The sequence below is a fragment of the Sphingomonas sp. 10B4 genome (genome assembly GCF_035019905.1).
GTDB lineage: Bacteria > Pseudomonadota > Alphaproteobacteria > Sphingomonadales > Sphingomonadaceae > Sphingomonas > Sphingomonas glacialis.
The window spans coordinates 25,240-47,228 of sequence record NZ_JASJVC010000026.1; the positions used below are offsets into that span (position 1 = coordinate 25,240).

A 21,989-nucleotide genomic window follows, 5' to 3' on the forward strand; every position below is an offset into this window, starting at 1 on the left:
TGCCCGCTTTGCTTTCTTGTTCGTGAGGACCGACAATGACTCGATCGATGATGATCGCGGGCTGTGCCGTGGCGGCGTTGCTGCCGACGGGCGCGCTCGCGCAGATGATGCCCGGCATGAAGATGGACATGCCGATGCCCGCCAAGCCGAAGCCGAAGCCGAAACCGAAACGCGCGGTTCCGGCGCCGGTGCATCAGCATGACGCTTCACCCGTGCATACGCCCGCCGCAGCTCCCGCCACTCCCCCCCTCCCCCCTTCCGCTTCGCCGGCGAAGGCCGGGGCCCAGTCGCGAGCGGCTGAAAATCACGCGCAGCACGCGCCGACAACCAACTCTACGCCTTCGCCCGGGCCGTCGCCGGCGAAGCAAGCCGGGGATGCCGCCACGGATCCGACATCCGAGGCGATGCCTGGCATGGCGATGCCGCCAGCGGCCCCCGTCCCAACCGGGCAGGGGGGCCACACCGAGCACATCGAGAACACCGACCACGACATGGCGGCCATGCCCGGCATGACGATGGGCCCGCCCGACGGTGCCTATGCCGAAGGCTCGGGCACCGCGCGCAACCCCGGCAACGATGGGGCGATGCGGGGGTCGCACTTCATGGCGGGCGACTGGATGCTGATGCTCCACGGCTATGCCTGGGGCGTGTATACCGATCAGGGCGGGCCGCGCGGCGAGAACGAAGCGTTCGTTACCTCGATGGCGATGCTCTCCGCCGCGCGCGATTACGGCGGAGCGCGGTTGCAGCTGCGCTCGATGATGAGCCTCGAACCGGCGATGGGCGCGAAGGGCTATCCCAACCTCTTCGCCACCGGCGAAACCGCCGACGGCAGGATCCAGTTGACCGATCGCCAGCATCCGCACGACCTCTTCATGGAGCTGTCGGCGCGGCTCGATGTCGATGCCGGGCCCGGCAGCGTGTTCGTCTATGGCGGTCCCGTCGCCGAGCCGGCGATCGGACCGTCGGCGTTCATGCACCGCACCTCGGCGACCTACCAGCCGCTCTCGCCGATCACGCACCATTGGTTCGACAGCACGCATATCAGCTACGGCGTCGTCACCGTTGGCTATGCGGCATCGCGCTGGCAGCTCGAGGCCTCGGCGTTTCGCGGACGCGAGCCCGACCAGTTTCGCTGGAACATCGAGCGCCCCAGCCTCGATTCGTGGAGCGTGCGCGCGACCTGGACCCCCTCGCCCGCCTGGGCGGTGCAGGTCAGCCACGGCCGGCTCAAGAGCCCCGAACAGCTCGAACCCGACCGCGACGAAGCGCGCACCACCGCGAGCGTGCAATATGCGCAGCACGGCGTCTCGGCACTGCTCGCTTTCTCGAACAAGCATCTGCTGCCCGGGCGCACGCTGACCGCATGGCTCGCCGAGGCGAATTGGGACATCGACCGGCACCACACGGTCTTCGCGCGCGCGGAGAATGTCGCAAATGACGAGCTGTTCCCCGATCGGACCGACCCGCTGCACGACCGCAAGTTCCGCGTCGGCAAGCTCGAGGGGGGCTATGCCTATCGGCTGCCGTTCGTCTGGCCGTTCGATCTCGCACTCGGCGGGTCGGTCGGGGTGTTCGCCAAGCCCGCAGCACTCGATGCCGCGTATGGCAAGATGCCGGTGAGCGTCAGCCTGTTCGCCAAGGTCTCGCTGGGGGGATAGGCGCACCATCGCGCCTGCCCTTCTCGTCTACCCTTTCCCCTTTCTTCTTCTCTTCCCCGGCGAAGGCCGGGGCCCGGGAGCGAGCCGATCGCAAGCGAGCGCCGCGCTTTCTCGCCATCGTTCCACGACTGGGCCACGGCCTTCGCCGGGGAAGAAGGAGGATCAGAAGGGGGAACAGCAGGCGGCGCCCGCTAGGCGCGCCCAGCGCACCCTGTCATAGCGCCGACGCAATCGTGTCGCAGGGAATCGCACATGCGTTTTACCACCAAGATCTTTGCCGCAGCTCTGTGCGCCGCCCTGCAAGCCTGCGTCACCGCGCCCGCCCCCGGACCGCGCCCCAGCGCGCTGCGCGCGGAAGCGCGGACGCCCGTCACGATCCTCGTCTCGATCGACGGCTTCCGCCCCGATTACCGCACCCGCGGGGTGACGCCGAACCTCGATGCGCTCGCCGCAAGCGGGATCAGCGCGGCGATGCGGCCGTCTTTCCCCTCCAAGACCTTCCCGAATCACTGGACGCTCGTCACCGGCCTCCGGCCCGATCGCAACGGCATCGTCTCGAACGCGATGGAGGATGTCGCGCGGCCGGGCGAGAAGTTCACGATGGAGGATTCGAAGGACCCCTTCTGGTGGAACGCCGCCGAGCCGCTCTGGGTCACGGCCGAGCGCGGTGGGGTCCGCAGCGCGACGATGTTCTGGCCGGGTTCGAACGTCGCGTGGGGCGGCACGCTCAAGGGTCACGGCGCGACCAATGGCGGGATGCGGCCCGAGGATTGGTGGCCGTTCGACCAAGCGGTGCCGGGCGAACAGCGCGTCGCCGGCGTGATCGACTGGCTGCGCCGGCCGGCGGCGCAGCGCCCGCGCTTCATCACGCTCTATTTCGATACCGTCGACAGTGCGGGCCACAGCTTTGGCCCCGACGCGCCCGAGACGACCGAAGCGGTCAAGCAGATCGACGCCCAGATCGGGGCGCTCGTCTCGGGCCTGCGAACACTCGGCCAGCCCGCCAATCTAATAATCGTCGCCGATCACGGCATGGCCGCGACCAGCCCGGCGCGTACGATCGCGCTCGACAGCATTGCCAACCCGGCGGACTATCGCCTGTTCGAATCGGGGCCGTTCGCCAGCCTCTATGCGGTGCCCGGACATGAGGCGGCGCTCGAAAGGGCGCTGCTCGGCCATCACGCGCATTACGATTGCTGGCGCAAGCGCGAGATCCCGGCACGGCTGCACTACGGCGCCAACCCGCGCGTGCCGCCCTATTTCTGCCTGGCCGAGACGGGCTGGTCGCTCACCGCCAGCACGCCGAAGCCCGATGCCAAGCCCGGCGGCAATCACGGCTTCGACAATGCCGCGCCCGAAATGGCCGCGCTGTTCATCGCCAGCGGCCCGGCGATCAAGCCGCTCGGGCCGCTGCCCGGTTTCGACAATGTCGATGTCGCGCCGCTGATCCGCGATGTGCTCGGCCTGCCCGCGGGGACCGGACTCGACGGCGACGACGCGCCGTTCCGCGCAGCGCTCGCCAAGTAGCGCTTGCCTTCGACGCGGGCGCGCGAGACACTCGCGCGATGCAATATTTCGAAGATATCGTGGTCGGTACCAAAGCGTCGTTCGGCCAGTATGCCGTGCTGCACGACGAGGTCGTCGCATTCGCCAAGGCCTATGACCCGCAGCCGTTCCACCTCTCCGATGCGGCCGCCGCCGAGACGCATTTCGGCCGGCTGTCGGCGAGCGGGTGGCACACCTGCGCGATGACGATGGCAATGGTTGTCGAGAACCTCAAGGCACACGATCAAGCCGGTCTCGGCTCGCCCGGGATCGACGAACTGCGCTGGCTCAAGCCCGTTTATCCCGGCGACACGCTGCGCTGCGAAACCGAGATCCTCGACAAGCGCGCATCGCAGAGCCGGCCCGAGATGGGGAGCTATCGCAGCCGGATGACCGTGCTCAACCAGGACGATGTCACGGTGATGACCTTCGTCTCGATCGGCCTCATTCGCACCCGACCCGCCGCGTAATGGTTCGACGCGGCGGATTCAGTAAGGACGACTGACGATCAGCGGTGATGCCCACCGCCGCGATTGCCGCCGCCGTGATAGCCGCCACCGCCCTGTGGCCCGCGCCCTGGCGACCCGCGGAACCCGCCACCCGGGCGCCCCTGGATGCCGTAATCGCGCCACATCGGGCGAATCTCGCGGCGCGCACCCCGCCACTGCTGCGAGCGGCCCTGCCAATAGCCACGCTGCTGGTCGTTCCAGCGGTGGCGGTAATTGTTGCGATCGTAGACGTAATAGCCCGAGCCGGGGTAATAATAGTCGCCCTGCCAGCCCCAATACGGATCCGCGCTGTAGCCGCCATAATAGGGATCCCACGCGCTTGCGCCATAGCCGACCTGGACGCCGCCATAACCGTAATCGTCGACGCAGCCCGAAAGGCCGCCGACGGTGACGAGGGCGGCTGCGGCGAGGGTTAGCTTGATAAAGGACATGGCGCGTTCCTGCTGGACGACGCGCCGGACATTATGCGGGGCGCGGGGTTAGATCCTCAACCCGGCGGCTCATGCTTGGTTCCTGTCCGATGCTCAGTGCCCGGGGAAGGCGATCAGCGAATCGACCGTAACGCCGTCGGCGCGCAACGCATCGGCGCCGCCCAGATCGGGCAGATCCACGAGGAACTGCGCTTGTTCGACCACCGCGCCTGCCTTGCGCAGCAGCCGCAGCGCGGCGCGCGCGGTACCAACGGTGGCGATGAGATCGTCGACCAGCAACACGCGCTTGCCAGGTGCCAGCGCATCGGCATGCATCACGATGCGGTCGGTCCCATATTCGAGCGCGTAATCCTCGGCGATCGTCGCACCGGGCAGCTTGCCGTCCTTGCGGATCAGCAGCACGCCGGCGTTGAGCGGGCGGGCGAGTGCGGCGGCGAAGATGAAGCCGCGCGCCTCGATCCCGGCGACGAGATCGATCGGCCCGAGCGTCGTCGCCGCCATTCGCATGATCGCCTGCGCAAAGCCGTGCGGGTCGAGCAGCAAGGTCGTGATGTCGCGAAACTGGATGCCGGGCTTGGGGAAGTCCGGGATCGTCCGGATCAGCGCCTTGAGGTCGTCATTGTCGGACACGAAAATTCCTCGTCGCCCCGGCGGAGGCGGGGCCGTTATGTCGGTTCGCGAACCAGGCGTTCCGCGAGTCAACGCAGCGGCCCCGGCTTTCGCCGGGGCGACGTATGGATCAGTGCTTAATGTCGCGCCAGATGTTCTGATAGGCGCCGTAGGAAAGCACGCAGAACAGCAGCAGGAAGCCGAGGACTGCGAGGCCATAGCCATGCCGTGCCGGCAGGTTTGGCTCGGCCGCCCAGGTCAGGAATGCCGCGACGTCCTTGGCATTCTGATCGACGGTCGATTTGGTGCCGTCGAGATAGGTGACTTGCCCATCCTGCGTCAGCGGTGGCGGCATCGCGAGGTTGAGGTTCGCGAAATACGGATTGTAGTAGAGGCCGTCGGGCACCTTCGCGTCGGGGAAGTGCTTGAGCAACGCGGCCGGCTGATCCTGATACCCCGTCAGCAGCGAATAGACATAGGCCGGGCCTTCATGCCGCGCCTTGGTGATCAGCGAGAGATCTGGCGGGTTGCCGGTGCCGGGATAATAGACCGCCGGGAAATAATCGGCCGGCGTGTTGGGACGCTCGGTCGTGTCGCCCGACTTGGGGTCGAACTGCTTGGCCTTGACCGCCCAGTCCGCCGCGAACTTCTTCACCTGACCCGCCGAGTAGCCGAGCTGGGTCAGGTCGCGGAACGCGACGTGCTTGAGCGAGTGGCAGTTCGAGCAGACTTCCTTGTAGACCTGCAGGCCGCGCTGGAGCTGACGCTCGTTATACGTACCGAGCAAGCCGTTAGAGGCGAGCTCGACGTCCTTGGGATGGCGATGGAATTCCTCGACCGCGGTGGGGGGCGCCGGGTCGGTGATGGCGCCCGAGACGGTGCCAAACAGCGCCCAGGCGAGGCAGGCGACGATACCGGCGCCGATGAGGATTGCGATTGCGCGAACCATTGGTCTGAATGCCCCTTATTCGGCCGGAACCGGGCTACCGCTGAGCGCGGTATGAGCCGGACTGGTGCCACCCTTTTTCGCCAGCACCGCCTCGGTGATCGAGTTCGGCAATGGCTGCGGCCGCTCGGCGCGCGAGACGATCGGCAGGATGATCAGGAAGTGTGCGAAATAATAGGCTGCGGTGATCTGCCCGAGCGCGACCTTGAACGGCGAGATCTCCGATCCACCGACCCAGCCGAGCACCAGCACGTCGACCACCAGGACGCAGAAGAAGATGCGGTACAGCGGGCGATAGTTGGACGACCGCACCGGCGAGCTGTCGAGCCACGGCAGGAAGAACAGGATCAGGATCGAGCCGAACATCGCGAGCACGCCGAGCAGCTTGGCCGGGATGAACAGGAAGTCCGCGGTGAACGAGCGCAGGATCGCGTAGAACGGCCAGAAATACCATTCGGGGACGATGTGCGCCGGCGTCTGCAGCGCGTTTGCCGGGATATAGTTGTCCGGATGGCCAAGGCTGTTGGGCGCGAAGAACAAGAGCGCTGCGAAGATGAAGAGGAACACGCCGAGCCCGAAGCCGTCCTTGGCGGTGTAATACGGATGGAACGGGACGGTGTCCTGCTCGCCCTTCACATCGACGCCGGTCGGGTTGTTCGAGCCGGGAATGTGCAGCGCCCAGATGTGCAGGATGATGACGCCCGCGATCACGAACGGCAGCAGATAGTGGAGCGAGAAGAAGCGGTTGAGCGCGGCATCGTCCGGCGCGTATCCGCCGAGCAGCCAGATCCGGATCGTCTCGCCGACCACCGGGATCGCCGAGAAGAAGCCGGTAATGACCTGCGCGCCCCAGAAGCTCATCTGCCCCCAGGGGAGGACGTAGCCCATGAACGCGGTCGCCATCATCAGCAGGAAGATCGTGACGCCGAGCAGCCAGATCATCTCGCGCGGTGCCTTGTACGATCCGTAGAAGAGGCCGCGGAAGATGTGGATATAGACCACGACGAAGAACATCGAGGCGCCGTTGGCGTGCGCATAGCGCAGGAACCAGCCACCGTTCACGTCGCGCATGATGTGCTCGACCGAATCGAACGCCACGCCGCCATTGGCCGCATAGTGCATCGCGAGAACGATGCCGGTGACGATCTGGATTGCGAGCGCCGCGCCGGCGAGCACGCCGAAGTTCCAGAAATAGTTGAGGTTGCGCGGCACGGGATAGCCCGCACCGACCGCGCCATAGACGAGCCGCGGGAGCGGCAGGCGCTGGTCGATCCATTTGGTGAACCCGCTCTTGGGTTCGTAATGCTTGGCCCAGGGAAAACTCATATCGCTATCCTCAACCCACCACGACCGTCGTCGGCGACGTGAATTTGTAATCCGGCACGAGCAGATTCTTCGGTGCCGGGCCTTTGCGGATGCGTGCCGCGGTGTCGTATTGCGACCCGTGGCACGGGCAAAAATAGCCGCCGAACTGGCCGCGATCCTCGCCGCTGGTGATGCCCTGCGGGATGCAGCCGAGATGCGTGCAGACGCCGAGCGTAATCAGCCAGTTCTTTTGACCGCGCGTGCGCTGCTCGAGCGTTTCGGGGTCGCGCAGCGACTTGATGTCGACCTTGTCGGCGGCGGAGATTTCCGCAGGCGTCAGGTTGCGGACGAAGAGCGGCTGCTTGCGGAACGACACGACGACGCCCTGTCCGGCCTCGACCTTGCTGAGATCGACTTCGGTCGTCGCCAGCGCGAGCACGTCGGCCGACGGGTTCATCTGGTTGATCAAGGGGACGACGATGGCGAGCGCGCCCACGCCGGCGACAGAGACCGCCGCGATGTTGAGGAAATCGCGACGTCGCGGCTCCCCGTCATGGTGCGGTTCCTCGTGTAGGGGAACGTCCAGGGTGTTTCCGCTTGCCATCCACTCGCCCTTGTTCTTCGCCCCCCGCCACTGCGCGCGGTCGAGCGATCAATTTTTGACACGACGCCCTGCACGACGGATCCACAGGCACGCCTGAACGCTTCCCTCGATCGGGGAAGCTTGAGGGCTCTGGTAGCCGGGCCGCCTAGCTTTTGCCAACTGCATTTTAAGGGTGCTAGCGGGGCGGCATGCGTATTGCTCTTTATCAACCCGACATGGCCGGCAATGTCGGCGCCATCTTCCGGCTCGGCGCCTGTCTCGGCGCAGGCGTCGACGTGATCGAGCCGACGGGCTTCACCTGGAGCGAGAAGGCGCTCGCCCGCTCGGGGATGGATTATGCCGAACTGGTCGAGGTGCGGCGACATGTCGACTGGGACGCGTTCGTCGCGACTGTGCCGGGGCGAATCGTGCTGCTGTCCACGCGCGGCGGCGTGCGGCTCGACGCCGCAGCGTTCCGCGCCGACGACGTGCTGCTGATGGGATCGGAGGGCAGCGGCGTGCCCGACGCGGTGCACGACCAGGCCGATCTTGCGGTGCGGATCCCGCTGGTACCGGGAATGCGCTCACTCAATATCGCGGTGGCGGCGGGAATCGCGCTGAGCGAGGCGCTGCGCCAGACCGGCGGTTGGCCCGCCTAAATCTGCCCCGGAACTCGGGGGAGGATGTGGAAAGCCATCTCGACTTGAGCGCGATCCCTCGTCACAACAGCGCCATGCAACTCGACCCCGAACAAACCACCGCCCGCCTTTGGTTCGAGCAATTGCGCGACCAGATCTGCGCCGAATTCGTCGCGATCGAACGCGAGGCCGGATCGGACGCCGATTTCGACTACACCGCGTGGGACCGCACCGACCCGAGCGGCGGTGACGGCGGCGGCGGGGTGCGCGGCGTGATGAAGGGACGCGTGTTCGAAAAGGTCGGCGTCAACGTGTCGACCGTCGGTGGCGCGTTCGAGGGCGAATTCGCCAAGTCGATCCACGGCGCGGCCGAAGACCCGAGCTTCTTTGCCACCGGCATCAGCCTCGTTGCGCACATGGCGAACCCGCATGTCCCCGCGGTCCACATGAACTGCCGCTTCCTCGTGACCACCAAGCGCTGGTTCGGCGGCGGCGCCGATCTCAACCCGCCGCTCCCCTACCCTGAGGATACCGCCGAGTTCCACGCCGCGATGAAAGCCGCGTGCGACTCGCACGGCGCGGACTATTACGAGCGCTATTCGAAATGGGCCGAGGACTATTTCTACATCCCGCACCGCAAGGTGCACCGCGGCGTCGGCGGGATCTTCTGCGACCATCTCGAGGGCGATTTCGCCGCCAATTTCGCTTTCATCCAGGATCTCGGCCGCGCGTTTCTCGACGTTTACCCGAAGATCGTGCGGCGGCGGATGAACTTGCCGTTCACGCCCGCCGACACCGCGCAGATGCTCGAATGGCGCGGGCGCTATGCCGAATTCAACCTGGTCTATGATCGCGGCACGCTGTTCGGGCTAAAGACCGGCGGCAATATCGATGCGATCCTGATGAGCTTGCCGCCGCTCGCGACCTGGTCGTGAGCCGATGGGGCTGACACCGGTCCGCGACGCAGAGGTCGCGGCGATCGTCACCACGCTCGAGATGCGGCAAAAGCCGCCGCTGCGCCCCCTCCCCGCCTCGCGGCTACGGCTCGCGCGCTGGGAGGCGCCGACGCCCGATCGCTACCGCGTTCTGTTCCGCCGCGTCGGCGCGCCGTGGCTGTGGTTCTCGCGCCTCGTGATCGACGAAGCCGCCCTGCGCGCGATCATCCATGATCCGGCCGTTGCGATCTATGCCGTGGTCGATCCCGCGGGGATCGAAGTGGGGATGGTCGAGCTCGACTTCCGCCAGCCCGCAACATGCGAAATCTCGTACTTCGCGCTCATCCCCGAACTTGCGGGTCAGGGCTTTGGCCGCTGGCTGATGGCAGAAACGCTCGCGCGCGCCTGGACCAAGGGAATCGCGCGCGTCTGGCTCCACACCTGCACGCTCGACCACCCGAGCGCGCTGAATTTCTACCGCGCGCAAGGCTTCACCGCGATCCAGCGGACGATCGAAACCTTCACCGATCCGCGCATCACCGGGCATCTCCCGCCCGAGACGGCGCCTCAGATTCCGCTTCTGAGCCGCCGGTAGAGCGCGACCTCGAGCAGGATCGCGGCGATCGTCGCGACGCTGCGCGCGCCGCCATTGCACACGTCGAGCACTGCAGCGACGACTGGGTTGGCCATCGGCGCGCCGTTCATCGCCGAGCCGAGCAATTCGAACGGCAGTGCCAGCACGTCGCCCGCAATCAACGGCACGCACGCAAACGCCATCAGCGTGAGGCCATGCCCGCGCGTGAGCGCAAAGCTGCGCCGCCACGCCGCGATCACGCCGAGCGGCCGCTCGCCGACGAAGGCCGGGCCGATCGGCATCAACCGCCCTTTCAGATACAGGCCCGGAATCAGCAGCAGCGAGGCGATGTTGACGGGGAAGGTCACCACCAGCGCCAGCAGGATGTAGCGCGGCAGCAGCGGCAAAGCCTTGCGCAACGCGCCGGCGACATCGGGGCGGTCGCGATCGGTATAGAGCAGCAGCAGCGTCAGCGTTCCGAACAACGACGCCAGCGTCAACGCGAGCACGAGCAGGTCGTTATGCCTCGACCACAGAGCGACCGCATCGAGCCACGCCTGCAGCGCGACCGGGTCCGAGCTCGACGCGGGCAGCGGCGGGGTCGGATCAACGAACATCACTTGCGCCACCCTCGGCACCAGCAGGAAGACGCCCCCGACCGCGATCAACAGGTCGCGATCGCGCTTCGCCATCGCCCAGGCGTCGCGCAGCACGGCGGCAGCATCGAGCTTCATGAGCGCGCGACGATCGCCTCGCGGGCGGCGAGATATAGCTTGGCGAGGAACACCACCGCGAGCAGCGAGAACAGCGTCGAGACGCCAGCGACGACGACCTGCGTAAGGATGCTGGCGAGCGTGACGGTCCCCTCGCCGCCGAGGACGAGCGCGAACACCGTCCCGAATACGCTCTTGGCCGCCGCCGAGGCGACCCATGAAACCACGCCGTACAGCATCACCACGCCGATCACCTTCCACGCGATATGCCGCGTCAAATCAAAACTCCGGCGATAGACGCCCAATCCGCGCCGCTCTTCGAGCACGATCGGGGTCACCAGCACCACGCAGCGCGCATAGGCCCAGAACAGCACGACGGCCAGTACGAGACTGTAGAGCGAGACGAACGCCATCGCGCCGCCATTGACGTCGCCCGGCTGCAGCGTGCCGGCGGCAAGCGCGGCCATGTTCATCCCGCTCAGGCCAAGCACGATCCCGATCGGCATCGCCAGCACCACGACCACCGCGAGCGTCACCAGCCCGATCCCGAGCACGGGCAGGAAACGCCGATTGGCGGCCTGCACCGCGGCAACGCGCGGGGTCGCCGGATCTAGTGCGAGCGCGGTGAGCGCGAGCCCCGCCCAACTCGTCAGCAGCGACAGCAGCAAGACGATGATCCCGAGCAGCAGGTCGCCGCCATGCCCGCTCGATCCCATCAGCGGCATCAGTGTACCGATCAGGGCCAGCGGCACGAACAGCCCGAGCAGCACGATCGGCAGCATCGCGGCGCGGCGCTCGCTCAGGCAGTCCGTGGTGCGATCCCACACGGTGCTCATCGTCACGCTCACGTCGTTCCTCCCCGCTTCGCCGCGCGGCCCCGACCGCGCGCCCGCTCTTAGACCGACGCCGCCGCGCTTGCCAATCACTTGCGTCCGGCCTGCAGCCGGGCCACATCGCGCAGGTGACCGATCTTCGCGACGACATCGAATGGCGCATCTCCCCCGCGCCTGTCCCCTACGCCGAGGCGCTCGCCGAGATGGAGGCGCGTGCCGCGGCGGTGGTCGAAGGCCGAGCGCGCGAGCTGATCTGGCTGCTCGAACATCCTGCGGTCTACACCGGCGGGACGAGCGCCGACCCGAGCGAACTGCGCGACCCGCAATTCCCCGTCGTCCAGACCGGGCGCGGCGGGCGCTACACCTATCACGGCCCCGGGCAGCGGATCGGCTATGTCGTGCTCGATCTCAACAAGCGCGGGCGTGACGTGCGCCAGTTCGTCCACGGTCTCGAAGGCTGGGTGATCGACACGCTCGGCGATCTCGGCATCACCGCCTTCCGTGCGCCGGGCCGCGTCGGCATCTGGACGCACATCGCTGGCCCGCTCGGCGGCGACCCGGCCGAGGCCAAGATCGGGGCGATCGGCGTGCGCGTTCGGCGCTGGGTGACGCTCCACGGCTTTTCGGTCAACCTCTCGCCCAACCTCGCGCACTTCGGCGGGATCGTGCCTTGCGGCCTCCCCGACTTCGCGGTGACCAGCGCCGAGATGCTCGGCCGGCCGACCGATTATGCAACTTTTGACGCAGCCTTGGCGTTGCGCCTTGCAGCGTTCCTGCAAACTCATTCTATCAGGCAACAAAACTGGGCTTGAGGGTCAGGCGTTTCCGGACTAATGTCCACCACGGTTTGGGTATTAAAGGTCTCGAGGCCAACCAACCATTTATCTAGGGAGCTTTCCAATGCGTGCATTCATTTCCAAGGTCGCTGCTGGTTCGATGATCGCTGTTGCGGCGATCGCGATTTCGGCATGCACCCCGAAGACCGAGACGACGACGACCGACAACACGATGGTCACCGACATGAACTCGACCGACACGATGGGCGCGACGACCAACGACACGATGACGTCGACCGACGCCGCTGGCAACGAAGGCATGATGGCAAACGACACCATGATGACCTCGAACACCACGACCACGACCACCACCAACGCAATGTAATCTTCCCGTCAGGGAACGATTATCGCGAGGGCCGTCCGGGCAACCGGGCGGCCCTTTCGATTCCAGCGCAGAACGCCCGGGCATCGGCATGCGATGAAACGAAAAGAGTTGGGTTGCGCGTCAAAAAGCCGTAATCGCAGCATCGTTAACGAGAGGCTTTCAATGACCGTGTTGCGTAAACTGGCTGCGATCACCGCAATCGCGGGCGCCGCCCTCGCCGTCACCCCTGCGTCGGCACAGTTCTTTTTCAAACCGCATGATTTCAGTGGCCCACCGATCCGCGGCGACGAGCCCGGCCTGCCGACGCTGCCGGGTGCAACCGACGAGGAAGTTCGGGCGAACCTCGTGTGGAACATGCGCTCGGCACTCAACGTCGCGGCGCTGCAGTGCCAGTTCGAACCGAGCCTGTTGACGGTCGAGAATTACAACATCTCGGTGATCAATCATAAGGACGAGTTCAAGAAGTCGCTCGACATCCTGACCAAATATTTCACGCGCGTAAACAAGGGCCTCAAGCCCGGCCAGGCGGCGATGGACCGCTATGGCACGAAGACCTATTCGGCGTTCACCACGGTCAACGCGCAGCTGGGCTTCTGCCAGACCGCGGCAGCCGTCGCGACCGATGCGGCTTACGCACCGCGCGGCGAGCTGTACAAGGTCGCGGTGCGCGACATGAGTTCGCTGCGCAATGCGCTCATCCCGTTCGGCGAGGAACGCTTCGCGCGCCGCGTCCGCGTCGACACGCGGCTGTCACTGCCGCGGCTCGACGACGCGTGCTGGGACAAGCGCGGCACCTGGCTCCAGCGCAAGTGCGGGGAATTCACGACGACGTTCCGCTGACGCGGCGCGTCAGGGCCTGCCTCAGCGCAGGCCCAGCGCCTTGTGCGCCTGTAACGTCAGCCGCCACTGCGGGCGCGCCATGACGAGGTCGATCGCGGCGGCGTGATTGGCCTCGGCAGCGATGCTGTCGAGCGGTTGGATCAGATGATGCGCGAAGTCCCAGCTTTCGAGCTCGGCGACATCGCTGCCCGGCTGCGGCCAGACGAGCTTCAATTCGTCGCCGCTGCGCTGGACAACTTCGCTCCCGGCCTTGGGGCTGATGCACACCCAGTCGATCCCGGGATGTACCGCGAGCGTCCCGTTGCTTTCGATCGCGATCTCGAAACCTTCGGCGTGGAGCGTGTCGACCAAGGCATCGTCGACTTGCAGCATCGGCTCGCCGCCGGTGAGCACGACGAAGCGATGCGCCGGGTCCGTACCCCAGAAGTCCGCGACCGCCGCGACCAACTCGACCGCATCGGCGAATTTCGCGCCGCCCGCGCCGTCGGTCCCGACGAAATCGGTGTCGCAGAAGCGGCAAATCGCGCTCGCGCGGTCCTGCTCGCGCCCCGACCACAGATTGCACCCGGCAAAGCGGACGAACACCGCGCGCCGCCCGGCCTGCACGCCTTCGCCCTGCAGCGTGAGGAACATTTCCTTGACCGCGTACGACATCGGCTCAGACCGCGTAGGCGGTGGGATCGGGAAACCCGGCTTCCGCGAAGCCCTTCTTGCGCAACCGGCAGCTGTCGCACACGCCGCAATGCAAACCACCGGGCGCGGGGTCGTAGCACGACCAGCTGAGCGCCGGATCGATCTTCAACCGCGCCGCTTCGCGGACGATGTCGGCCTTGGTCATGTCCTGCAACGGCGCATGGATGCGGAACGGGCTTCCCTCGACGCCTGCCTTGGTGGCAAGTTCGGCGAGCCCCTCGAACGCGGCGATGAATTCGGGACGGCAATCGGGATAGCCCGAATAATCGAGCGCATTGACGCCGATGAACAGATCGCGCGCGCCCGCCGCTTCGGCCCAGCCGAGCGCAAGGCTGAGGAAGATCGTGTTGCGCGCCGGCACATAGGTCACCGGGATCCCCGGCTGGACGCCGTCCTTGGGCACGTCGATATCGGCGGTCAGCGCCGATCCGCCGAACGCCGCGAGATCGAGCGGCAACATGACGTGTCGCTCGGCGCCAAGCACATGCGCGATCCGCCGTGCCGAAGCGAGCTCGAGCCGATGCCGTTGATTATAATCGACCGACAGCGCGAGCAGCCGATAGCCCGCCTCGCGCGCAAAGGCCGCCGCGACCATCGAATCAAGACCGCCTGAGACCAAGACGACCGCAAGCGGTGCGGCGCCTGCAGGCGCTGCCGAAATGTTTTCGTTTGTCATAATCTCCCGCGGGTACCCCTCGCCCTCGCATTACGCAAGTATAGCCCCGTCAGAAAAACGGGCCGCCCTTAGGCGGCCCAGGGGATGCCCATCTCTGGGCGATTGGGAGAAAAGCGTGCGCTCACAAGAATTGCACGAACCCGTCCTAGTGCCGAAAGATTGAAAAGACCTTTACCGCGATCACTTAAGGCGCGCGACACCTGCCGCGCAGTCACCAACCCGACGCGCCTCATATTGCTCGTCGAACGGCGCACCGCTCAAAATGCCCTGTGTCTCGAGATTGAAATTGCGCTGCGTCGCGACCTTGACGCTGGTCTGCCCATGGCCGGTCCCGGGGCAGACATAGGTCACCCGCGCGACATTGGCATCGTCGACCAGGACTTTGTGCTGGCACTGCGCGTTGCCATGCCCGAACTGGATCAGCGGGCGTGCATCGGCGATGCAGATCGACCGCGGCGGCGCATCGCTATCGAGCGCCTTGAACTGCCATTCACCCGGTTCGATCCGCGCCAGCGCGGCCAGTGTCGGCGCGCCCGCTGGCGCTGCGGCGGCCAAGCCGCCCGTCGCTGCCAAGCCCGCAATCATCGCGCGCACCACGTTTCGCACTTGCATTGTATCGATCCCTGTCCGGCGGCGCGCCTCCGCACGGCCGGCTCTCTTCCAGACGCGTATCTGGGGATACACCCGGCCTGTTACAATGCGTTTACGTAACGATCTCGCTCGCGGCGGGAACGGGGAATTTGGTCGCGCAAAACGCGCAATCGACGAAGATCACGCCGTTCTCATCGGCCATCGCCTGCTGCTCGGATGGCGGGAATTTGCCGAGCACTTGCGCGATGTAATCCGGCGAGCAGCGGCAGCCGCGCGCGAACGCGGTCTCGCCGTGGAGGCGGACTTCCTCCTCCTCGTTGAACAGGCGCCAGACGAGCGTCTCGAGCGGCAGCGCCGGGTCGGCAAGCTCATCGGCCGCCATCGTCCCACCCAGGATCGCGACATGCTCCCACTCGGGATGGTCGAGCCGGGTGTGGAGCCGCTCGCGGCCATCCTCGCCCTCGGGGAGATGCTGGAGCAGCAGCCCGCCCGCGACGCGCTTGCCGTCCGCCGCGCGACCGACGCCGACGCGCACTAGCGTCGGGATCTGTTCGGACTGGAGGAAATAATGCTCGGCCGCTTCGCTCAGCGAGCTGCCGTCGAGCGGGACGATGCCCTGATAGCGCTCGCCGGTGGTTGCCTGGTCGAAGGTGATCGCGAGATAGCCTGCACCGAACAGCGCGAACAGGCTCGGCTCTTCCGGCCCTGCGGCGAGCCGCTCGGCATCGTATTGGACATAGCCGCGCAGTTCGCCGCCGCGATAATCGCACACCAGCAGCGTGACGATGCCGTTCTGCGTCTGCGCCTGCATCGTCAGCTGACCGCCGGCATCCTTGAGCGTCGAGCCGATCAACGCGGCGAGCGTCAGTGCCTCGGCGAGCAACGCCTCAATCGCAGGCGGGTAAGCGTGAGCGGCGAGGATGGTGTCGAGCACCGGCCCGAGCCGCACGATGCGGCCGCGCGCATGGCGCTGCGGGATGGTGAAGCCGAGCGCGCGGTCGGTGTCGGTGGTGATCGGATCGGTCATCGCAAACTTTCGTCACCCCAGCGAACGCTGGGGTCTCATGGGGCTCGGGAGCGCCCTACAGCCAGGAGATCCCGGCTTTCGCCGGGATGACGGATATGGTGGACGCTCAGCGCGGGTTCAACCGATCTGCCCGAAGCACCAGCGCAGCACCGATTTTTGCGCGTGGAGCCGGTTCTCCGCCTCGGGCCAGATCAGCGATTGCGGCCCGTCGATCACCTCGGGCGTCACCTCCTCGCCGCGATGCGCGGGGAGGCAGTGGAGGAACACCGCTGCTGGATTGGCCTGCGCCATCAGCGCGGCGTCGACTTGATACGGCAGCATCGCCTTGAGCTTGGTGTCGGCATGCGCCTGCCCCATCGAGATCCAGGTATCGGTGATGACGACATCGGCGCCCGCCACCGCCTCCGCGGGGTGCGAGACGACGCGCGCGCGCCCCGCGCCGCGGCCGATCACGGCATCGTCGGGCTGGAACCCTTGCGGGCACGCCGCGACGACGTCGAACTGCATCAGCCCGGCGGCCTCGACGATCGAGGCGAGGACGTTGTTGCCATCGCCGAGCCAGGCGACCTTGAGCCCGGGGAGCGGTTTGCCCGCCTCGAGGATCGTCAGCAGGTCGGCCATGATCTGGCACGGATGCGAATCGTCGGTCAGGCCGTTGATGACCGGGATCGTCGCATACTGCGCCATTTCCTCGAGCTTGGCGTGATCGTCGGTGCGCAGCATGATCGCGTCGCAATAGCCCGACAGCACGCGCGCGGTGTCGGCAACGGTCTCGCCGCGGCCAAGCTGCGTGGTGCCGGAGTCGAGGATCACCGAGCTGCCGCCGAGCTGGCGGATCGCCATGTCGAACGACACACGCGTACGAGTCGAGCTCTTTTCGAACACCATCGCGAGCGTGTGGCCGGCGAGCGGTGCATCGGCATCGGGCTTGCCCTTGGGCCAGCCGGCGCGCGCCGCCTTGCGGTCGAGCGCATCGGCCAGCATCGCGGCCACGCCGTCAGGGCCGGCATCGGAAAGCGAGAGGAAATTACGCATCCTAAATCCTTAATTCCCTCTCCCTCTGGGAGAGGGAGGGAGCGGCGAAGCCGCGGAAGGGTGAGGACAGGGTGTTGGCGTGCGCTGCCCTCACCCTTCCCACTCGGCTGCGCCGAGCGGGCCCCTTCCCTCTCCCAAAGGGAGAGGGAGTTTTAGCTCACGCCGCCACCGCCACGGGCGTGAAATCGCGCGCGCCGTCGCTCAGCTTCTGGACGAATTCGGCGATATGCGCGTCCTCGATCACCAGCGGCGGCAGGACGCGGACGACGTTCTCGCCCGCCGCGACCGTCAGCAGCCCGTGATGATCGCGCAGATGCGCCACGAAATCGCGCGCGACGACGGCATCCTTGAGCTTGATCCCGAACATCAGCCCCTTGCCGCGCAGGCTGTCGAAGATCTGGTCGTAATTCGGCATCATCTGCTCGACCGAGGCGCGCAACCGCTCGCCCATCGCGGTCACATGCTCGAGGAAGCCCGGCTCGAGCATCACGTCGAGGACCGCCTCGCCAGCCGCCATCGCCAGCGGGTTGCCGCCATAGGTCGAGCCGTGCGTGCCGAATACCATCCCCTTGGCCGCTTCCTCGGTCGCGAGGCACGCGCCGAGCGGGAAACCGCCGGCAATGCCCTTGGCCGAGGACAGGATGTCGGGGGTGATGCCGTAATGTTCATACGCCCACATCTTGCCGGTCCGGCCATAGCCGCACTGGACCTCGTCGAGCACCAGCAGCAGGCCGTGCTCGTCGCACGCCTTGCGCAGCCCTTGCAGGAACTCGGTGGTGGATGCCGAGACGCCGCCCTCGCCCTGGATCGTCTCGACCATGAAGCCAGCCGTCGTATCGTCGATCAGCGCGAGGGCTGCTTCGAGATCGTTGAACGGCGCATAGGCGAAGCCCGGCAGCAGCGGTTCGAAACCGTCGCGCATCTTGGGCTGGTTGGTCGCCGAGATCGCCCCCATCGTGCGCCCGTGAAAGGCGTTGTTGAAGGTGATCAGCGTCGTGCGCTGCGGATTGCCGTTGGCGTAATGATAGCGCCGCGCGGTCTTGATCGCGCATTCGACCGCTTCGGTGCCCGAATTGGTGAAGAACACCGTGTCGGCGAACGAATTCTCGACGATGCGCTGCGCGAGATGCTCGCCCTGCGGCGAACCATAGAGATTGGAGACGTGCATCAGCGTTGCTGCTTGCTTGGCAATCGCCTCAACCAATTTGGGGTGGCCGTGGCCAAGCGCGTTGACCGCGATGCCGGCGGCGAAATCGAGATATTGCTCGCCTTGCTCGCCGTACAGATAGCAGCCTTCGCCTCGCACCGGGCGTACGCCGCACCGCGGGTACACAGGCATCAAAGCGGGGGTCGACACGGGCCGTCTCCTGAAAAAGCAAAAGGGCGACCCAACCGGTCGCCCGAATCCCGTTTTACGAAGATGCCGCCGCAAGCGCAACACCGCGCGGCATCGGCCGGGAAGACGCTATTGCGAAGGGCCGACCGGCGCGATCTTCATGCCGTCGCCGAGTTGATCGACTCGCGTCAGCGCGACCCACTCGCCCTTTTGCAGCCCGGCGCTCACGCCGATGCCGTCGGGCGTCTGTTCGCCGAGCGTCACCGCGCGCTTTTGGACGCGCGCGCTTGCCAGATCGACGACATAGACCGCCGCAGCGCCTGTATGCGGACCGAGGATCGCGCTCGGCGGGACCGCGAGCATCGTCGTGCCAGCGCCCGTCGCGACAATTCGCGCGGTTGCCGACTGGCCAGCGGCGAAACGCGAATCACGCGGCAAGGTGATTTCGACCTCTGATGCGCCCGCCTTGGGCGGCGCGATCCGGATTACGCGCCCGACGACGACATCGCCGTGGAATGCCGGAAAGCGGATTTGCGCGCTTGCGCCGAGCGTGATGCGCGCCGCGTCCGCCCAGGGCAGCGTGGCGAGCAAGGCATAGCCGGCGTTGGCGGCCTTCGCCCCCGGTGCCGCACTCCCCGGCATCGCCTCGACCGCGCGCGCGGCGACCGTGCCGGGTCCGCTGACGGTTGCGGCAAACACCGTCCCGCCGACTTGTGCGATGCGGACTTGCGGTGCCTGCGGGGCTTGCGCCGTCGGGACGGCGTTTGGCGCAGCCTTGCCGCACGCCGCGACGAGCAGCCCCATTCCCAGCGCGCACCAGATCCGCATCACCGACTCCTTCTGCCCGCGCGCTACGCCAAGCGCGCGCAACACGGAACGCCTCAGTTCTTGATCTTCCAGCCCGAGCGCAGCAGCGCGTAGCACAGCGTCCCGAGCGCGACGTCGATCGCGAGGATCACCGCGCCGCCGACCAGCACGGGCGAGTCGGCGGTGCCGAGGAAGCCGTAGCGGAAGCCCGAGATGATGTAGAAGAATGGGTTCACATGGCTGAACGCGCGGAACGCGGGCGCGAGCGTATCAACTGAATAGAAGGTGCCCGACAGCAGCGTCAGCGGTGCGATCACGAAATTCTGGACGGCGGCGGCATGATCGAACTTCTCCGCCCAGATCGAGGTCAGCACCCCGACCAGCGCCAGGAACGCCGAGCCGAGCAGCCCGAACCACAGGATCGCGAGCGGATGGACGGGCACGATATGGACGCCCGGCCACAAGGCCATCGCGACCGACACGGCAAGCCCCACGCAAATCGCGCGCGTCACCGCACCACCGACCATCGCGACGAGCAACTCGGCGGTCGACAGCGGCGGCATTAGATAATCGACGATCGTCCCCTGGATCTTGCCGACCAGCAGCGAGAAGCTCGCATTGGCGAACGCGTTCTGTAGCATCCCCATCACGATCAGCCCGGGCGCGATGAAATCAGCGAAGGGAACCGCGACCCCGCCGACCATCACCGGGCGCTTTCCGCCCGTCGCGACGGTGAAAATGATCAGGAACAGCAGCGTCGTGATCGCCGGCGCCCAGATCGTCTGCAGCTGCACCTTGAAGAAACGGCGCACCTCCTTGATATAGAGCGTTCGAAGACCGCCCCAATTGACATTCCGGATGACCGGAACGCCGGGAGCGTTCATTTGGGTACGAATTTCGCCGATTGGGGGCTGGCTGCTCATGGGGGTGTCGCTAAAGACTGCCGCCGCCGCCCGCAACCCCGGCATGACGATTGGGAAAATTGAATGAGCTGGACCGACGAACGCATCGATACGCTGCGCAAGCGCTGGGAAGCAGGCCAGACCGCAAGCCAGATCGCCGAGGAACTCGGTGGCGTGAGCCGCAATGCCGTCATCGGCAAGGCGCACCGCCTTGGCCTGCAGTCGCGCCCCTCGCCGGTCAAGCCGAACGAGGCAGCGGCAACCGCCGCCGCCGCGCCCGCACCGACGCCGGCACCCGCGCCCGCACCAGTAGCACCGCCCAAGGCAGCGGCCCCGGTCGCACCCGCACCCAAGCCAGCGCCGCCTGCCCCGCGCCCGGCGGTCGTCGCAGCGCCCCCGGTCGCTGAGATCGAAGACAAGGAAGAAGAGGAGGTCGCGGTCGAGGCCGATAGCGACGACGACACCGACGAGGCTGACGCAGCCCCCGTCGTCGCGCGTCCCGCGCCCCCGATCCTGCGCTCGGTCGGCCCCGGCGGCTTCCTGCGCCAGGCACCCGGCGAGCAGCAAGCGCCGATCACGCCAGCGCCGCCGCGCCGCCTCGTACCCGCCAAGCCCTCGGCCGAAATGGCGGGCAAGACGACCTTGCTCGATCTCAATGACAAGATCTGCAAATGGCCGATCGGCCACCCGGGCGAACCCGACTTCCACTTCTGCGGCGAGAAGGTGAACCCCGGTTTCCCGTATTGCGTCGGGCATTGCGGCCACGCGTATCAGGCGCAGCTTCCGCGCCGCGATCGCCGCCCTGCCCCGCCGCTCCCGTTCGGCGGGCCGCGCGCGCGCTGAACGCACGCGAAGCGTTACGAAAAAGGGGCGCCCGGCAGATGCCGGGCGCCCCTTTTTGTTTGCTTGCGTTCGTCACCCCGGGAAACGCCCGGAGTGACGCGTCGCGGTTCCTAGTGGTTCTCGCCTTACATTTGAGTCCGATTAGGGATTCCCGTCGACGTTTTGGCGTGCGAGTCATCGGGGATGCGGAGTGGTATTGAACCGTCCCGGGTTTCCTAGAGGCTATTTGGTTTGAGTCATGCAACCATATCCAGGTTCTCAAGGGCTGCATAGTAATTGGCTTCGGCCTCGGCGGGTGGGATGTATCCGATTGGGCCGAACAGGCGATGGTTGTTGAACCAATCGACCCACCGCAGGGTTGCCATTTCCACCGCTGACACGCCTGGCCACGACCTTTGCCGCCAGATGACTTCGGCTTTGTAGAGGCCATTGATGGTCTCGGCCAAGGCGTTGTCATAGCTGTCGCCGACGCTGCCGACCGATGGCACCAGCTTGGCTTCGGCCAGACGCTGGGTATAATTCATAGCAAGGTATTGCACGCCACGGTCGCTGTGGTGGATCAGGCCGTCTGCTGGACCAGGCTTGCGGGCGTGGATCGCCTGTTCCAGCGCGTCCAGAACGAAGTTGGCTGTGGGTGCCGTGCTGACTTTCCACCCGACAATCCGCCGGGCGTAGGCGTCGATCACGAAGGCGACGTATACAAAGCCCGCCCAGGTGTGAACGTATGTGAAGTCAACTACCCACAGCGCGTTGGGTCGGGTGACGCGAAATTGGCGGTTCACCTTGTCCAGCGGGC

General features: G+C 66.4%; 26 protein-coding genes. 10 read left to right on the forward strand and 16 right to left on the reverse strand.

Annotation, left to right across the window (positions count from 1 at the left end; all coding sequences use genetic code 11):
• The first annotated feature begins 35 nt into the window (after nt 1-35).
• The 3 genes from QN347_RS09760 to QN347_RS09770 all read left to right on the forward strand — a co-directional run bounded on the left by QN347_RS09760 (nt 36) and on the right by QN347_RS09770 (nt 3,676).
• Complete coding sequence (locus tag QN347_RS09760; protein WP_322160227.1) at nt 36-1,661, forward strand: hypothetical protein; 1,626 nt, start codon at nt 36-38, stop codon at nt 1,659-1,661.
• Nucleotides 1,662-1,913: 252 nt separating this feature from the next.
• Nucleotides 1,914-3,188, forward strand: a complete 1,275-nt coding sequence (locus tag QN347_RS09765) for an ectonucleotide pyrophosphatase/phosphodiesterase (RefSeq protein WP_322160229.1) — start codon at nt 1,914-1,916, stop codon at nt 3,186-3,188.
• Between the two features lie 38 nt (nt 3,189-3,226).
• A complete protein-coding gene (locus QN347_RS09770) occupies nt 3,227-3,676 on the forward strand; it encodes a MaoC family dehydratase (protein ID WP_189675362.1) in 450 nt (149 codons plus the stop codon).
• 38 nt (nt 3,677-3,714) lie between these two features.
• Here QN347_RS09770 and QN347_RS09775 read toward each other — a convergent pair whose 3' ends face one another.
• From QN347_RS09775 to petA, 5 genes are all read right to left on the reverse strand, one after another.
• Nucleotides 3,715-4,146 carry a hypothetical protein gene (locus QN347_RS09775; RefSeq protein ID WP_322160231.1) on the reverse strand — a complete coding sequence of 144 codons (432 nt, stop codon included), beginning with the start codon at nt 4,144-4,146 and terminating at the stop codon, nt 3,715-3,717.
• 93 nt (nt 4,147-4,239) lie between these two features.
• A complete protein-coding gene (locus QN347_RS09780; RefSeq protein ID WP_322160233.1) occupies nt 4,240-4,776 on the reverse strand; it encodes an adenine phosphoribosyltransferase in 537 nt (178 codons plus the stop codon).
• A 109-nt stretch (nt 4,777-4,885) separates the two neighbouring features.
• Nucleotides 4,886-5,704: a cytochrome c1 gene (locus tag QN347_RS09785; RefSeq protein WP_133189715.1), complete on the reverse strand. Its 819-nt coding sequence runs from the start codon at nt 5,702-5,704 to the stop codon at nt 4,886-4,888.
• Between the two features lie 15 nt (nt 5,705-5,719).
• Nucleotides 5,720-7,027, reverse strand: coding sequence for a cytochrome b (locus QN347_RS09790; RefSeq protein ID WP_189675365.1), 1,308 nt, complete (start codon nt 7,025-7,027; stop codon nt 5,720-5,722).
• A gap of 10 nt (nt 7,028-7,037) precedes the next feature.
• Nucleotides 7,038-7,610, reverse strand: coding sequence for a ubiquinol-cytochrome c reductase iron-sulfur subunit (gene petA, locus QN347_RS09795; RefSeq protein ID WP_133189719.1), 573 nt, complete (start codon nt 7,608-7,610; stop codon nt 7,038-7,040).
• A 188-nt stretch (nt 7,611-7,798) separates the two neighbouring features.
• On the opposite strand from petA, the gene QN347_RS09800 reads away from it, so the two are divergent.
• The 3 genes from QN347_RS09800 (at nt 7,799) to QN347_RS09810 (ending at nt 9,757) form a co-directional block, all read left to right on the forward strand.
• Nucleotides 7,799-8,248 carry a tRNA (cytidine(34)-2'-O)-methyltransferase gene (locus QN347_RS09800; RefSeq protein WP_133189721.1) on the forward strand — a complete coding sequence of 150 codons (450 nt, stop codon included), beginning with the start codon at nt 7,799-7,801 and terminating at the stop codon, nt 8,246-8,248.
• Between the two features lie 74 nt (nt 8,249-8,322).
• Entirely contained in the window at nt 8,323-9,162 is an 840-nt protein-coding gene (gene hemF, locus QN347_RS09805; protein WP_322160236.1) for an oxygen-dependent coproporphyrinogen oxidase, read from the forward strand.
• Between the two features lie 4 nt (nt 9,163-9,166).
• Nucleotides 9,167-9,757, forward strand: coding sequence for a GNAT family N-acetyltransferase (locus QN347_RS09810; protein WP_322160238.1), 591 nt, complete (start codon nt 9,167-9,169; stop codon nt 9,755-9,757).
• On the opposite strand, the gene QN347_RS09815 is transcribed toward QN347_RS09810, so the two are convergent.
• Both QN347_RS09815 and QN347_RS09820 read right to left on the reverse strand, forming a co-directional pair.
• Nucleotides 9,730-10,470 (reverse strand): hypothetical protein, encoded by a 741-nt coding sequence (locus QN347_RS09815; protein WP_322160239.1) that lies wholly within the window; start codon nt 10,468-10,470, stop codon nt 9,730-9,732. The two genes, QN347_RS09810 and QN347_RS09815, sit on opposite strands and share 28 nt — an antisense overlap.
• Nucleotides 10,467-11,297 (reverse strand): hypothetical protein, encoded by an 831-nt coding sequence (locus QN347_RS09820; RefSeq protein WP_322160241.1) that lies wholly within the window; start codon nt 11,295-11,297, stop codon nt 10,467-10,469. The genes QN347_RS09815 and QN347_RS09820 overlap by 4 nt, the downstream gene beginning before the upstream one ends.
• 113 nt (nt 11,298-11,410) lie before the next feature.
• Here QN347_RS09820 and lipB point away from each other — a divergent pair, with 113 nt between their 5' ends.
• The 3 genes from lipB to QN347_RS09835 all read left to right on the forward strand — a co-directional run bounded on the left by lipB (nt 11,411) and on the right by QN347_RS09835 (nt 13,283).
• A complete protein-coding gene (lipB, locus tag QN347_RS09825; protein ID WP_322160243.1) occupies nt 11,411-12,094 on the forward strand; it encodes a lipoyl(octanoyl) transferase LipB in 684 nt (227 codons plus the stop codon).
• A gap of 88 nt (nt 12,095-12,182) precedes the next feature.
• Nucleotides 12,183-12,443, forward strand: a complete 261-nt coding sequence (locus QN347_RS09830) for a hypothetical protein (RefSeq protein ID WP_189675372.1) — start codon at nt 12,183-12,185, stop codon at nt 12,441-12,443.
• Between the two features lie 162 nt (nt 12,444-12,605).
• Nucleotides 12,606-13,283, forward strand: a complete 678-nt coding sequence (locus QN347_RS09835; protein ID WP_322160245.1) for a hypothetical protein — start codon at nt 12,606-12,608, stop codon at nt 13,281-13,283.
• 21 nt (nt 13,284-13,304) lie between these two features.
• Here QN347_RS09835 and queE read toward each other — a convergent pair whose 3' ends face one another.
• The 8 genes from queE to QN347_RS09875 form a co-directional block, all read right to left on the reverse strand.
• Entirely contained in the window at nt 13,305-13,937 is a 633-nt protein-coding gene (gene queE, locus QN347_RS09840) for a 7-carboxy-7-deazaguanine synthase (RefSeq protein WP_322160247.1), read from the reverse strand.
• Nucleotides 13,938-13,941: 4 nt separating this feature from the next.
• Complete coding sequence (gene queC / locus QN347_RS09845) at nt 13,942-14,652, reverse strand: 7-cyano-7-deazaguanine synthase QueC (protein WP_133189737.1); 711 nt, start codon at nt 14,650-14,652, stop codon at nt 13,942-13,944.
• 180 nt (nt 14,653-14,832) lie between these two features.
• On the reverse strand, nt 14,833-15,264 hold the full coding sequence (locus QN347_RS09850) for a DUF3617 domain-containing protein (RefSeq protein ID WP_133189739.1): 432 nt from the start codon (nt 15,262-15,264) through the stop codon (nt 14,833-14,835).
• A 91-nt stretch (nt 15,265-15,355) separates the two neighbouring features.
• Nucleotides 15,356-16,270, reverse strand: coding sequence for an Hsp33 family molecular chaperone HslO (locus QN347_RS09855; protein ID WP_189675374.1), 915 nt, complete (start codon nt 16,268-16,270; stop codon nt 15,356-15,358).
• A 117-nt stretch (nt 16,271-16,387) separates the two neighbouring features.
• Complete coding sequence (gene argF / locus QN347_RS09860) at nt 16,388-17,305, reverse strand: ornithine carbamoyltransferase (protein ID WP_322160250.1); 918 nt, start codon at nt 17,303-17,305, stop codon at nt 16,388-16,390.
• Nucleotides 17,306-17,462: 157 nt separating this feature from the next.
• Nucleotides 17,463-18,662 carry an aspartate aminotransferase family protein gene (locus tag QN347_RS09865; RefSeq protein ID WP_322160252.1) on the reverse strand — a complete coding sequence of 400 codons (1,200 nt, stop codon included), beginning with the start codon at nt 18,660-18,662 and terminating at the stop codon, nt 17,463-17,465.
• Between the two features lie 108 nt (nt 18,663-18,770).
• Nucleotides 18,771-19,469: a hypothetical protein gene (locus QN347_RS09870; protein ID WP_322160254.1), complete on the reverse strand. Its 699-nt coding sequence runs from the start codon at nt 19,467-19,469 to the stop codon at nt 18,771-18,773.
• 53 nt (nt 19,470-19,522) lie between these two features.
• On the reverse strand, nt 19,523-20,371 hold the full coding sequence (locus QN347_RS09875; RefSeq protein WP_133189749.1) for an ABC transporter permease: 849 nt from the start codon (nt 20,369-20,371) through the stop codon (nt 19,523-19,525).
• 63 nt (nt 20,372-20,434) lie between these two features.
• Between QN347_RS09875 and QN347_RS09880 the strand changes: the two genes are divergently transcribed.
• The gene (locus tag QN347_RS09880; RefSeq protein WP_322160256.1) at nt 20,435-21,193 is read left to right on the forward strand and encodes a GcrA family cell cycle regulator; all 759 of its coding nucleotides are present in this window, start codon (nt 20,435-20,437) and stop codon (nt 21,191-21,193) included.
• Between the two features lie 236 nt (nt 21,194-21,429).
• Here QN347_RS09880 and QN347_RS09885 read toward each other — a convergent pair.
• Nucleotides 21,430-21,989: IS3 family transposase (locus tag QN347_RS09885; protein ID WP_323494020.1), on the reverse strand; the 560-nt coding region annotated here is incomplete at its 5' end.

Bases quoted from the DNA above. Each gene is read 5' to 3' on its own strand.
- QN347_RS09760 (WP_322160227.1), top strand. From the start codon at position 36: ATGACTCGATCGATGATGATCGCGGGCTGTGCCGTGGCGGCGTTGCTG.
- QN347_RS09765 (WP_322160229.1), top strand. From the start codon at position 1,914: ATGCGTTTTACCACCAAGATCTTTGCCGCAGCTCTGTGCGCCGCCCTG.
- QN347_RS09770 (WP_189675362.1), top strand. From the start codon at position 3,227: ATGCAATATTTCGAAGATATCGTGGTCGGTACCAAAGCGTCGTTCGGC.
- QN347_RS09775 (WP_322160231.1), bottom strand. From the start codon at position 4,146: ATGTCCTTTATCAAGCTAACCCTCGCCGCAGCCGCCCTCGTCACCGTC.
- QN347_RS09785 (WP_133189715.1), bottom strand. From the start codon at position 5,704: ATGGTTCGCGCAATCGCAATCCTCATCGGCGCCGGTATCGTCGCCTGC.
- QN347_RS09790 (WP_189675365.1), bottom strand. From the start codon at position 7,027: ATGAGTTTTCCCTGGGCCAAGCATTACGAACCCAAGAGCGGGTTCACC.
- petA (WP_133189719.1), bottom strand. From the start codon at position 7,610: ATGGCAAGCGGAAACACCCTGGACGTTCCCCTACACGAGGAACCGCAC.
- QN347_RS09800 (WP_133189721.1), top strand. From the start codon at position 7,799: ATGCGTATTGCTCTTTATCAACCCGACATGGCCGGCAATGTCGGCGCC.
- hemF (WP_322160236.1), top strand. From the start codon at position 8,323: ATGCAACTCGACCCCGAACAAACCACCGCCCGCCTTTGGTTCGAGCAA.
- QN347_RS09810 (WP_322160238.1), top strand. From the start codon at position 9,167: ATGGGGCTGACACCGGTCCGCGACGCAGAGGTCGCGGCGATCGTCACC.
- QN347_RS09815 (WP_322160239.1), bottom strand. From the start codon at position 10,470: ATGAAGCTCGATGCTGCCGCCGTGCTGCGCGACGCCTGGGCGATGGCG.
- QN347_RS09830 (WP_189675372.1), top strand. From the start codon at position 12,183: ATGCGTGCATTCATTTCCAAGGTCGCTGCTGGTTCGATGATCGCTGTT.
- QN347_RS09835 (WP_322160245.1), top strand. From the start codon at position 12,606: ATGACCGTGTTGCGTAAACTGGCTGCGATCACCGCAATCGCGGGCGCC.
- queE (WP_322160247.1), bottom strand. From the start codon at position 13,937: ATGTCGTACGCGGTCAAGGAAATGTTCCTCACGCTGCAGGGCGAAGGC.
- queC (WP_133189737.1), bottom strand. From the start codon at position 14,652: ATGACAAACGAAAACATTTCGGCAGCGCCTGCAGGCGCCGCACCGCTT.
- QN347_RS09850 (WP_133189739.1), bottom strand. From the start codon at position 15,264: ATGCAAGTGCGAAACGTGGTGCGCGCGATGATTGCGGGCTTGGCAGCG.
- QN347_RS09855 (WP_189675374.1), bottom strand. From the start codon at position 16,270: ATGACCGATCCGATCACCACCGACACCGACCGCGCGCTCGGCTTCACC.
- argF (WP_322160250.1), bottom strand. From the start codon at position 17,305: ATGCGTAATTTCCTCTCGCTTTCCGATGCCGGCCCTGACGGCGTGGCC.
- QN347_RS09870 (WP_322160254.1), bottom strand. From the start codon at position 19,469: ATGCGGATCTGGTGCGCGCTGGGAATGGGGCTGCTCGTCGCGGCGTGC.
- QN347_RS09875 (WP_133189749.1), bottom strand. From the start codon at position 20,371: ATGAGCAGCCAGCCCCCAATCGGCGAAATTCGTACCCAAATGAACGCT.
- QN347_RS09880 (WP_322160256.1), top strand. From the start codon at position 20,435: ATGAGCTGGACCGACGAACGCATCGATACGCTGCGCAAGCGCTGGGAA.